General features: G+C 54.1%; 5 protein-coding genes. All 5 read right to left on the bottom strand.

Going from position 1 to position 12,807, the window contains the following annotated elements; genetic code table 11:
- Positions 1-19 precede the first annotated feature (19 nt).
- The 5 genes from SH580_RS02945 to SH580_RS02925 all read right to left on the bottom strand — a co-directional run bounded on the left by SH580_RS02945 (position 20) and on the right by SH580_RS02925 (position 12,796).
- Positions 20-1,210 carry a response regulator gene (locus SH580_RS02945; protein ID WP_319833516.1) on the bottom strand — a complete coding sequence of 397 codons (1,191 nt, stop codon included), beginning with the start codon at positions 1,208-1,210 and terminating at the stop codon, positions 20-22.
- 65 nt (positions 1,211-1,275) lie between these two features.
- Positions 1,276-2,340, bottom strand: a complete 1,065-nt coding sequence (locus SH580_RS02940) for a response regulator (RefSeq protein WP_319833515.1) — start codon at positions 2,338-2,340, stop codon at positions 1,276-1,278.
- A complete protein-coding gene (locus SH580_RS02935; RefSeq protein ID WP_319833514.1) occupies positions 2,337-5,033 on the bottom strand; it encodes an ATP-binding protein in 2,697 nt (898 codons plus the stop codon). The genes SH580_RS02940 and SH580_RS02935 overlap by 4 nt, the downstream gene beginning before the upstream one ends.
- Before the next feature lie 26 nt (positions 5,034-5,059).
- Positions 5,060-6,457: a class I SAM-dependent methyltransferase gene (locus SH580_RS02930; protein WP_319833513.1), complete on the bottom strand. Its 1,398-nt coding sequence runs from the start codon at positions 6,455-6,457 to the stop codon at positions 5,060-5,062.
- A 75-nt stretch (positions 6,458-6,532) separates the two neighbouring features.
- A complete protein-coding gene (locus SH580_RS02925) occupies positions 6,533-12,796 on the bottom strand; it encodes an SDR family NAD(P)-dependent oxidoreductase (protein ID WP_319833512.1) in 6,264 nt (2,087 codons plus the stop codon).
- Positions 12,797-12,807: the final 11 nt, after the last annotated feature.

The raw sequence follows: 12,807 nt of genomic DNA, 5'->3' as shown, positions 1-12,807 counted from the left end.
TAAATAGTCAATCTACAATTCAATTATGAAAATCGATTTTTGTAGAGTCCATAGGGTTGATTGGTAGGTCGAAGAAGAATTGCACTCCGCCGCCTTCGCGTCGGTGAGTCTCCATGCGGCCACCATGACTGCGCACGATGAAGTAGGCGCAGATCAGAAACACGCCCATTTGGCGTGGGTCGCCGCTGCGAACATTGAAGGGGTAGAGTAGGTGAGAGGGAGATACATCGTTGGGAATGGGCCCCCGGTCTTCCATTGTGATCCGGATCGCGTTCTGCTCTGGCAGCTGGGAAATGCCGATGCTGGCACAGGAGGATTCTGGGAGCGACACGACTTCTTCGGCGAGCAGGAAGTTGAAGAGGTCGACCAAGCGTTCGCGGTCGCCCCATATATGGCATTCCGCAGGGCCTGGAAGACGTTCGATACGGATATTTTTGCCATTCATCAATACTTGATTCGAAGCCATGGCCTGCTGGAAGATGGTGTTGAGCTCTATTTTGGTGAGGCTCTCGGGATTCAAGCGACTGTTGGCCTGGTGTAATCGTGCAATCTGGCTACTGGTGGAGCGGATGTGGATTCGGATGCGTTTGAGAAAATCCAGGTAGGTCGCGCGGTCTTCGGCTTTGGCCAGTGTATTCGAGCTATCATGCAAATCAGCCTCGATCTTGGATATGAGTAATTCGATCGGGCAGAGTGCGTTATCGACGTAGTGGCTGAGGTTGACCGCGACATTGCCGATCTCCATGATTTTTTCATCGAGTACCGCTTGTTTGAGCTCTTCGATACGTCCCGAGAGTAGGCTGCGCTGCTCGTTTGCGGTGGAGTAAGATTCAATCGCGGAGAGGATTTCCTGGCGCAGCTTGTTGAGGTCCCAGGGCTTAGAGATAAAGCTATAAACTGCTCCTTCGTTGATGGCGTCGACCAGTGTGTCAACTTGCGTATAGGCGGTGGTCAGCAAGCGTATTTTTTCGGGGTAGAGCCGACGGACTTCTGACAGCATGGCGATACCGCTGCGCTGTGGCATGCGTTGGTCGGTAATCACCACACTGATTTTTTGCGTCTCCGACTCGAGTAGCTCCAACCCCGCATCGACAGACGAGGCTGTGAATACTAGAAAATCCCGCTCAAAGGCTCTGCGAAACACCTTGAGTGCGTTTGCCTCGTCGTCCACAAAAAGGACGCCTGGGCGATTTTTAATTACGTCTACCATGGTTGGTCCGCGCGAGCGGTTCGGAAAAAATGAACTAGATCGGCTTGTGAGTTGCCGTGGGAAAATTAGAATCCCAAGCTTGCAGAATCCCAACGATCATAGAGTTTGGCAAGTATTTCTTCCAAATGTTCCGCATCTTCGTTGCTTTGAGCGGAAATCGAGAGCAAATCGCTGTCCTCTGCGCCAGCCTTCGGGCATAGTGTAACAGATTTGCCAGCATGTCGTGCGGCTGCCAGCAGTTGAAAGAAATTGAGCGCGAGCGGAGAGGGCTCCGCTTCGCAGAGGATGCCCAGACACTGGTTGAGCACTTGCTGCGGTTTATCGGTACCTATGGAGCACTGGATCGTCAGAGAATCGCCGGTTTGTTCTACGGTCAGTTGTATCGTTTCGCTGGTATCTGCATCCGTTGCTGGCGTGCTCAGCGCTGCGATGCATGCCTCGAGTTCGAAGTCGGCAGACTGCCAGGATTTCAGGATCTGGGCGTTGGCGCTACGCTCTTGTTTCATGAACTTGGCCAGCCCGTGTTGCAGCATGGCAGCGCCTCCGGATGCGGGGTTCAGATCGAAGCTGTGGGGTAAGCCCTGAATTATCCCCAAAAGTGTGTCGATAAAGAGCGCCGATTCTTTGATGCAGCCGGAATGAGCGACACCGGTGAGGGTCTTTAAGCGATCGGCTAAAATGATGCGTTGCAGGGTGCTCATCTTGAGCCCCATGAGCTGATCGCGCTCAGAGAGGATACTGTGGTAGTCGTAGGCTCGTTTCAGCACCATCTTGAAGTCCTGCAAATCCCAGGGCTTCGTGACGTATTGGTAAATCTTACCTTCATTGACCGAGCGGATGGCACTTTCCAGGTCCGAGTAGGCGGTGGTGAGAATTCGCACTTTGCTCGGGTGACGAGCGCGAACTTGCGAGAGAAAGTCGACACCTGTCATTTCAGGCATGCGCTGGTCGGATACGATGATCGAAATTTCGGAATGATGCGCGTCCAGTATTTCGAGTCCGGTCTTGCCGTTGTCGGCCGTGAAGACGCGGTAGTTCTTTTTGAAAGCCATCGCAAAGTACTTGAGGGCTTGGGTCTCGTCATCCACGTATAGGATGCCGGGGAGTGTAGGGGAGTCGGTGTTGCTCATTTTGGATCGTTTGTCTCCGTTGCTGGAATATGGATAGTGAAGATGGTAAAGTGGTCAACTTCTGAGTCGACTGAAATTGATCCGCCGTGGTTTTCGATAATGGTGCGGCAAATTGATAAGCCCATGCCCATGCCTTTGCCGACATCACGTGTGGTGAAGAAGGGCTCAAAGATGCGTTTGCGAACGGCTTCTGGAATGCCGATGCCGTTGTCGCGAAAAGTTAATTCGATCTTGCCGTCTTTGAGCTCTGCGCTGACTTGAATTTCTTTTTCTCTTTCAGTTGGATGCTCTATGAGTGCTTTGCCGGCATTCGTGAGTAAATTAATGAAAACATGCATCCATTGGGTCTTTTGTCCTTTGATGATAAACTCCTTGGGCAAATGGACTTCGACATGCACGCCCATTGTTTCCTTGGAGGTGATTTTTTGCGCGGATTTGAATGCTTCCAATAGTGAGAAATCGGAGATCTGGCCTGGCTTTTCGGGGTAGGCGAAGGTGGTGAGGTCCTTCATCACATCGTTCACACGCACCAGACCTTCCTTGATGTCTGCGATCATCTCACGTGTCTCAGGATCAAAGCTTTCGCTCTCCATTTCCAGAATCTGAATTCCCGAAAAAACGTAGTTCAATGGGTTATTGATCTCGTGTAGCAATCCTGCAGATAGCGAACCGAGCGCATTCATTTTTTCGCTTTGCACTAAGTGTGCTTCAGTTTCTTGCAGTTTTTGCAGGGTTTGCTTCAGCTCATGGTTGGACTGCTTGAGGCGGATCTGGAGAGTCGCATTGCGGATTAAATTATCGATCCGTGTGATGAGCTCTATGCTGCTAAATGGCTTGAGTAGGAAATCATCGGCGCCTGCTTCCAGTGCATGGACTTTAGATTCCTCGTCGACACGTGCGGTGAGCATGACGACTTTTCGAGCATCGTTGCTACGATTGTTGCGAATTTCGCGACAGAGGGTGAGCCCGTCACGGCCTGGTAGCATCCAGTCGAGCAGGATGAGCTGCGGGTCGTAGGTCTCGATTAGATACTCAAGATTGCGTCCATCGCGTGCACTGACCAGTTTGAAATGTTCGGTTAAGAGACCGGTGATGTAGCGCATCATGTCAGGCTCGTCTTCGATGACCAATACGACTTGGTCGCCGCTGCCTGAGACGGAAATTTCATCGGTTTCAGTGTTGCGATTCACTAGCGTACGGTCGGCGGAGCGGAAGGCCTGTAGCAGCGGCTGGTCGAGGTCCTCGCGGTCCTTCGCTGGGGCCGCTGGTTGAGGCTCGTTGAGGGGAGCGTGCGGTAAGACTTCAGGCGAACGACTGCTCAAAGGTAGTGCGCCTGGAAGGATCATGGTAAAGCAGGAGCCTTTTTGAGGTTCGCTTTCGACTTCTAATTGGCCGCCGTGTTGTTCGACCAGTTCCTTAGCCAAGGCCAAGCCGATACCGACTCCCTGTTCACTGGAGCCACCTTTTCCGGAAACCTGATAAAAGCGATCGAAGATTCTTTTCAGGTCTTCTTGATGGATGCCAGCTCCGTTGTCTTCGACATAAATGGCGATCTTCTCATCGGGCAGCGGTTTGTGCCCCACTTTGATGGAGCCGCCGCGACTGGTGAACTTAATGGCATTGGTCAGTAGGTTCAGAATGACTTTCTCCAAGCGCGCTGGATCAGCTTCGAGGTAGATGGATTCGGTCGAAGGCTCTACCCGCAGAGAGACTCCTTTGGCTGTCGCCAAGTGGCGCACGGAATCAATGATCTCTATCAAGTAGGCTTGTAGTTTGATCGTTTTCTTGGAGAGCACGTTGTCTCCCTGTTCCATGCGCGTCAGGTCCAGCAGGTCGTTAATTAGTTTTAGCAAGCGCAGTGAGTTTCGCTGTGCTACGAGTAAATTTTCATGCTGTCGGTCCGTCAGTTTTTCCCGACCTTTTAAGACGTTGTCGATGGGCCCCAGAATGAGCGCCAGTGGGGTGCGTAATTCGTGAGTAACGTTTGAAAAGAAGTTGGTTTTTAAACGGTCAAGTGTTTGCAACTCGTGGTTGCGCTTATCAAGGCTGTGGCGTAGTTGGAAATCACTAAAGCGGGCACGAGTCTGTAGGTGCGCTGATATGACGCAGATCACACTGGTAATGGTGAGGAAGTAGGTGTTGTTAAAAAATATCGAGAAGACTCCTGTATCAAAGAGATTGCCTTCGATGGCACAGGCGATCGCATAGAGGGCAATTGAGCCTAGGCAAACCCAGAAAGTTTCTTTGAGCGTCCAAGGCAGTAGTACCGACATACCCAGTAGCACTAGGTTGACGCCTGCGTAGTAGGGAGAGGTTGCACCCCCGAGGTAAAAGACCATCGAGATAAACGCGAGATTATCCACGAGCGCCATGCCGATCCCCAAGTTCTTAACCAGTGAGCGGTTATTCGTGGCCTTGAAGAGTATGAATAGCAGTAGGAACAGGGCCGCTGTCGCAACTAAGCGAATGGTAAATAGCACGCCGAGGTGCTCGGGGTAAACAAAGTAATCGAGCGTGACCCCAGCCATCATGCCGATCGCTGAAATCCAGATGCCGATGTGCAGACGCATGGCTCTGCGCTGTGTATCCGTTTCTCGATACGCGGCCATGAGCTCCGGGTCTGCTGGCTCCGAAGGGCCTAGTAGTTGCGAGAACCAGTTGAGAATGTTGCCAACAGAAAGTCGTCCCTTCATCAAGCTTTCTGAGTGAACGGTCGACATTAGTTTTCTTTATGAATCGTCAGGAATACGTTGACGCCTGTTTCGTCCAGTTCGATGACTGGTTGGGTGCCGTGAGGGGCGAGCGAAGCCATTGTTTCTTCGTCTCGGTAAATGAGATACCATTCCAGGAGGTGTTCTTGTGTGTAGCGTTCTGGATTGCTTGGCGTTACGTTGGTTGCGATCAGACGACCACCTGGTTTGACCCAGCGGTAGTAGAGGCTGATCAAATTGCGGCAGACGTTGTCTGGGAAGTAGTCAAATAAACCTGCGCAGTAGACCAGGTCATAGGTCGGCACGATCTCTTCGTTGCTGTCGTGGACGTCCTTTAGTAGTTCGTCGATCGAGCGTTTCACCATATTGACGACAGGTTTGTGGCCTGATTGGGCCATGGCATCTTTGATCCGGCCATCGGTGTAGTTGAGGGTTTCCTCACTAAAGTCCATCAAGGTGAACACGCATTCTTCCGACAATTCGTTGTCACGAATGAAGCGTTGCACTTCGACCGCTGGCCCGCAACCGACATTGAGGATATTGCAGACGCGCATTTCTTCCTGCACGCGTTCTACGACATCGCCCAATGATGCCACGAGGAAGTCGATCCGATTGCAGTGGGCGATGCAGGCCGGAACGTTGACGTGCAGGTCATTGACGATCTGCGCGTAGGCGTTATTGCCGATGCTGGGAGATTCCTTGAGCATCATGTTGACCATCTCGTAGTCTCCGGCGTATCCGAGTGGTTTGGTAAACGAACGGTGGGCGAATGGGGCGCAGAGGATAAATGGGTGTAGCTCGCGCCGGGCAAAGGCCTTATATAAAGTGACTTCTTCCTGCGGTATCTTCGAAGCTTCGATTTCGAAGAGTCGATAGAACTCCGCCATTTTCTCGATCACAGGCTTTTCGACACTATTTTTGAACTGGATGCTTTCACTGTCATTCCTATCAAAATCCTCAAGTAATGCGACTTCTACTTCCTCCAGCCAGCGACTGATTTCCGCGAAGAAATTCGACATTTTGTTCACCACTAACTGGTAGGACGCCGAGAGGTCGTGTCCCTTTTCCCAGCCCTGGATGAAGTTTTCGATTTCGTCCTCCAGGGTCTTGTTCGGTCGTAGGGCACCGGGATCTTTCCAGCTATCGGTAAAGGTGGCCGAAACAATGGTCATCAAACCAGTGGTGACGATACTGGTGACCACACCTTTGCCGCGGTAGATGATGCGTTCGCCCCGCATGATCACGATCTCTTTTAAAACCTCACTCAACTGTACGATTGAGAAAGGGTTATAAACTTCGAACACCGCCATTGACCGAGAGACGTGCACTAGGGTGCCGCGACCTTTTGCACCCTGATTATTGGAGAAAGAGACGATACTGTCGATGCCTGATATAGACTGTTCCACGATATTAGAGAGAGGGATGAGTATTGGATGTCGGAAAAACCGAGATTTAGAGAGTTAATTAATCACAGGGGTAGATCACGCGTCTTGACCGTTGAGTCGAGCCAGCAATAGCTGGGCCAACTCCCGGACACTGGGGCCTTTTAGGAGCTCCATCGCGGTAAATGGAATGCCAGTCCTTTCCTTGAGGCCTAGGCTGAGCTCTAGCATCAGCAGCGAGTCGACGCCCATGTCGGTCAGTCTGGCTTCCGGCTTGACGCTGTCGGCGGATACTTTGAGCACGTTGGAAAGAACTTCGGCGATTTCCTGCTCGAGTCGCACGGATTTTTCATCCTGTTTCAGCTCTATAACTTCCGCAAGTAATTTCTGGGCAGTTTCGTTTTCCAAGCCGTGGGATCGGGCTTCGGCGTGTTCGAGGAAGCGTGGGTCTTGTGCCAACTTGGGGTGGGCTTGTTTCCACACTTGCCAGTCGAGCTCGATTGCCGCGGCGCGCGGGGCATCGGCTCGTAGGACGACTTCCAGAGCTGCCAAGGCTTCTTCGTTGCCCAGCCCTTTGACCCCAGCAGCTTCCAGCGCGCCCGCAAGATTTGAAGAACGTGCCACCACTCCAGACTCCTTGAGCGCACCCCAATTAATCGAATACGCGGGCATGCCGCTTCGGCGTAGGCGCAGTGCGTAGGCATCCAGGAAGGCATTGGCAGCGACGTAATTTGCCTGGCCGCGGTTGCCTATCAAAGCTGAGATCGAGGAGTAGAATACCAAGAAGTCCAGCGAGGCGTCGCGGAAGACCTCCGCTAGCGCGATGGCACCGGCAACTTTGGGCTGAAAGCCTGTGGTGAAGCGTGTGGCGTCCATCTCCTCTAGAAAGGCATCTTCCAGCACCATGGCGCCGTGGATCACTCCGGCTGCTTCTAAGCCGCCGGCAGTCATTGCTTCATAGGCTCGCTGGAGGTCGGCCACGCTGGTGGCGTCACCTTTGAGCACCACGACTTCGGCGCCTTCTTCTTCGATGGTCGCGCGCTTCTCATCCAGCCCGGGCACGGCATCGCCGCGCCGACTGAGTAGTACCACACGGCCTGCACCTTTGCGGGAGAGCCATTTTGCAGTTTCCAATCCAAAGCCGGATGTGCCGCCAGTAATCAGATAGGCACCTGTCTTACGGGCTACAGAGCGATTTGCTTCGCGCGGACGGGTTTCGACAGAGCCGTTTTGGAAGTCGATCAATAGCTTCCCCTGATGCTTGCTCTGCGCCATTTTGTTCAGCGCGTCTTCGATCTCTGCGGCTGGGAAAAGTTCGGTGTCGACGCCCTTATAAGTGCCGGCTTCGAAGTCCGCGACGATGCCCTGCATCAGGCTGCGGATGTAAGCTGGTCGCTCTACCAAGAGACGGTCGATGTCGATCGCTGCAAACAACAGATTGCGGTTGAAGGCACGCAGTGGTAGTCCACTGTCGTCGATGATGTCTTTCTTCCCGACATCGATGTAGCGTCCGCCCGCTTTAAGTAAGTTGAGGCTTTCTTTTTGAGCCAAACCAGTTTGCGCGCTGAGCACGACATCGACTCCTTCGCCATCAGTTGCTGCCAGAATGCTCTCGACAAAGGATAGGTCGCGAGAAGGAAAGACTTGCTCAATGCCTGCCTGTTGCAGCCATTCACGCTTTGCTTCGCTACCTGCAGTGGCAAAAATTTCTGCGCCAGCCTTGCGTGCCACGTCTATGGCGGCTAGGCCGAGCCCTCCAGTCGCTTGGTGTATTAGCACGCGCTCGCCCGGTTGTAGCTGGGCGAGCTTCTCTAGTCCGTGCACCGCGGTCAAATAGACCACGGGAATCGAGGCAGCCCGTGCACCCCATCCCTTCGGCGCTTTGACTACGAAAGTTTCCGGAATTGTGGCGAATGAACGAAAGGCATCGGGCAGTAGGGCGATCACACGGTCGCCGACTGCGAGTTCGCCTGAAGTGTCGGGGCCTAGTGCCAGCACCTCGGCGTAGACCTCCATGCCTAGGGTTTCACCAAAAAATGTATCGCGTAGGACCAGCGGGTGCAGCTTTCCGTAGATTTTTAAGAGATCCTTGTAGTTGAGCGCCGATGTGTGGATTCTTAGTTCCACTTCCCCGGCTTGCGGGCTTGGACGCTGGCAGCGTTGGTAGTTGAGATCGCTTAGCTTTTTGCCGTCTCCGGTAACCAGGTGAACCGCCTCCGATAGCGGCACATCTTCGGGGGCGATGACGGCAGCTTGCGGGACTTGTTTTGAGAGACCGGCCGTGCGGCGTTCATCGGCCCGCAGCCAAACTTCGCCACTGGCTTGGCTGGTCAGTTCCGATTCCAGTAATTTGAGCTGTTGCTCGCTTTCGCTGGGCTCTAGATAAATGCAGCGAGTGCGTAGACCATCGATTTCATTTTGCCCGAGTGCGCCTAGTGCCGCGAGTGCGTTGCTCGTTGGGCTGGCATTCGCGGGCGAGGCATCGGTGACGATGATGAGATCGCCCTGGTAGGCGTTTCGTTTCAATGCTTGCAGCAGGGCCAGGAAACGTAAGTTGGTCTCGCAAATGTAGGAGTGGCTCGCTTGCTCGCAGTCGTTAGAAGGAAGCAAATACAGAAGCTGGTGAGCCGCCTTCAACTGTGTGTCCACGGGATTTTCGGAGTCTTCGGCATCGGGGGACCAGGGCAGTTTTTGGGCGCCTGCTGCGCACAATGCTTGCTCGCGTTCTGTTGCTGTGCTTGCGGAGGTGTCCTGAATAATTTGCCACGCGTGCCAGTCGAAGGAGGCGGCTGGCTCAGGCAGCGCTTCAGAGATTCGCCATTCAGGCAAGTAGATGGGCGGTAGAGATTGTGCATTGCCTGAGTCGCCGATCGATTGACAGGTGATACCCTCGATGGTGATCAGAGGTTTACCGGATTCGTCGCAAACAAACACATCAGCATTTAGGCTGGTGTCGGTCTCGTGATTCAGGCGACCGAAGGCGATAATTTTATGTGCGCTAGGAGAGGCGTGGAAGCGTAGGCATGCGATGGATACCGGCACCATGCGTTCTCCTCTGGCGACGTAGAGCACTGGTTGCAGGGCCCCGTCGAGAAGTGTCGGGTGTATGAGATGGGTGGAATCCGCTGTTCCCGGCATGCCTGCGATTTCGGCCAAGAAGTGGACGCCATCTGTTTGGACAGTTTGCACTGGACGGAAGTGGGGGCCGTATTCCAAACCACGTCGACGCAGACGATCGTAGAAACTAGAACTCGGCACTTCGTGCTGGCAGCGTGCCCGCCAGTCATCTATTGCCGGGAAATAGTTGGGATCACTTTCCAAAGGGCGTGGTGAGAGTCGCCCACGGGCGTGGCGACGAGTGCTTTCCGGATCCCCTTCGACGCGACTACTGATGGTAAATTCACCCGTTTGCGCGTTGATGGAACTGACTAGATGCTGCAATTTGCTGCGATCCATAATCAGCACTGCTTCGAAGTCTACATCGCGCAGGCAGCTTGCCGGTTCACCCAATACGGTATCTTGTAAAAAGAGAGCGCTCTCGATGTAGCCCATGCCTGGGAAGACTGTTTGCCCTTGCACGCCGTGATCTTTCACAAAGGGGAAGAAGGCGTCGTTGATCTCCACCTCCCAAGTCGGCTGGGCGGCGTGGATGCGTGTATTTTGATAGACGGGGCCGGGGAGCCCGATACGGTCCATTTCCGAATCCGCGGTCTCTTGCCAATAAAGTTGGCGCTGCCAAGGGTAGTTTGGCAGTCGCACGAATGCACCGCCCTCAGGGCCGACCGCGCTCCAGTCTGGGGTGACCCCTAATGTGAAGAGTGCGGCCAAGTTGTTTCGGAGCGTGCTACGCTCAGGCTCTTTGCGGCGGAGCGAAAATACTGTGCGACTTCGGCTGCCAGAATCTGCGGCCACCTCTTGTATCGAATTTCCTAATACGGGATGGGGCCCCACTTCCAGAAATAGAGAGTGTCCTTGCTCGATCAGTGCTTGAATGCCACTGGCAAAACGCACTGGTTGGCGGACGTTGCGCCACCAATAATCGGCTGTCCACTCGGTGCCAGAGCTCTGACCTGCGCTGACTGTAGAAATGAGCGGGATGCGGGCTGGCTTCGGGGATAAACTCGCGAGCGCTTCCAAGATGGGAGCCTCGATCGGGTCCATTTGTGGACTGTGGTAGGCGACTTCTACTCGCAAGCTGCGGTGGAAGATTTCTTCTTTTTCCAACTCAGCTGCGATGGCCTTCAATTCATCATGATCACCAGACAGGGTGACCGATGAGAAACTGTTGACTGCAGCGATGGAGACTCCCGGGCGACCTTTCAGTAAGTCATTTACTTCCGCTTCCGGCAGACCGACGGCAAGCATGCCTCCTTTTCCGGCTTCTTTAGCTTGCAAGCGACTGCGGTGGTAGCTGATCAGGACGGCTTCTTCCAAGGTATAAACGCCCGCCACTAGTGCCGATGTCACTTCTCCCACGCTGTGGCCGATCACGGCAGCGGGTTCGATGCCCCATTGTTGCCATAGTCGGGTGAGTGCGAGTTGTATGACTAAATTGGCGGGTTGTGCCACCTCCGTCTTCATCATCGGCGAGTCGGCTTCATCTGCCAGCATCGCTTCCTTAAGCGACCAACCGCTCAACGGGCGGAAGATCGCTTCTACTTCGTCCAGCACTTGGGCGCAGACCGGTTTACTTGCAAACAGTTCGCGTCCCATCGCCCACCATTGCGGTCCCATGCCTGTGTAGACAAAGACCGGTCCAGTGGCTTCGACGGGTTCTGAGCCGATGCGTATGCCGTCTTGCTCATCACCATTAGAGGCTAGCATGAGCTTCTGGCGCAAGTCTTGGGTGTCGGACGCGACGATGCCTATCCGGTAGTTGAGCAGCGACTTGCGATACGCTAAGCTGTAATATAAATCACGCAGCGAGGCGGTTTTGTTGCGGCGCACGTAGAACGCGAGTCGACTGGCGCTCTCACGTAAGGCTTCCGGACTACGGGCAGAGAGAGGGAATAGGGTGAAGTCAGGCTCTTTGCTCGGGGCGTCAGCAGGCCTTGTGGCGAGTGCTTGTGGGGCGGAGGCCAACACGACGTGGCCATTGGTGCCGCCGTAGCCAAAAGAGTTGACCCCCACATGCAAGACAGGCTTCTCGGCTGCGGTTGGGAGTGTTTCGTTGGCATCCACCACTCGGAAAAGATATTGCGAAAAGGGTATTTTCGGATTCGGGGTATTGAAGTGCAGGGTGGGCGGTACCTGGCGTTTTTGTAGCACGAGCACAGCCTTGATTACGCCCGCGATACCAGCCGCGGCCTCGGTGTGGCCGAAATTAGTTTTGATCGAGCCCACCAATAGCTTTTGTTCCGTTGCACGGCCCTCGCGAAAGACTGCATCCAAGGCGCGCGCTTCCAGCGGATCTCCCGCTTGGGTGCCAGTGCCGTGAGCTTCGACATAATCGACCTCTGCAGGAGCAACACCTGCACGCCCATACACTTCGCGCATCAACTCTTCCTGTGCTTCGCTATTGGGCAGTGAGATGCCAGGCGTGCGTCCATCTTGGTTCACCCCCGTGCCTTCGATCACTGCATGTATGCTATCGCCATCGGCGAGTGCGGCATCCAGTGGTTTTAGCAGCAGCATGCCAGCGCCTTCGCCGCGTACATAGCCCGCAGCCGAAGCATCAAAGGCGCGACAATTTGCATGGTCCGAGAGGAAGCGTCCCTTGCTCATCATCAGTGGGAACTCCGGCCGCATCATAATATTGACCCCACCTGCCAGAGCCATGGTCGTTTCTCCACTGATTAGCGATTGGCAGGCGCAGTGTAGTGCGACGAGCGATGAGGAGCAGGCTGTATCCAGTGTGAAGCTCGGGCCTCTGAGGTTAAATACATAGGATAGGCGGTTCGCCAGAATTGTCATCGTCGCGCTGGTGGCTGAGTGCGATGATGCTAGCAGACGATTCGCCGGATGATTGATCTGTAGTAAATGATCGAGACAAAAGCCGCCGACAAATACTCCAGTGCGTGCACCATCTTGCCGTTCGATTGGGATGCCGGCATCTTCGAAGGCTTCCCAAGTCGTCTCTAACAGCACTCGCTGCTGAGGATCCAGCCCGTGTGCTTCACGCGGAGACATTCCGAAGACCGCAGGGTCGAAGAGGCGTGGATTATCGCGTAAATAGCCACCTTTAGCCACGTAGTTTTTGCTCGGACGCTCCAGATCTGTGTCTGTGAAACGACGTGGGTCCCAGCGATCCTTGGGGACCGGGACGATTGCGTCGCCACCTGATTCCAGTAGGCGCCACAAGGAATCAAGGTTGTTGCAGTTCGGGGGGAAACGTAGACCAATTCCTAAAATTGCTATTTTCATGTCAACGAAGA

Origin of the sequence: Coraliomargarita algicola (genome assembly GCF_033878955.1) — a bacterium.
Classification (GTDB): domain Bacteria; phylum Verrucomicrobiota; class Verrucomicrobiia; order Opitutales; family Coraliomargaritaceae; genus Thalassobacterium; species Thalassobacterium algicola.
Note: the sequence above shows the minus strand (reverse complement) of the source record. Positions and strands in the feature narration are given on the sequence as shown.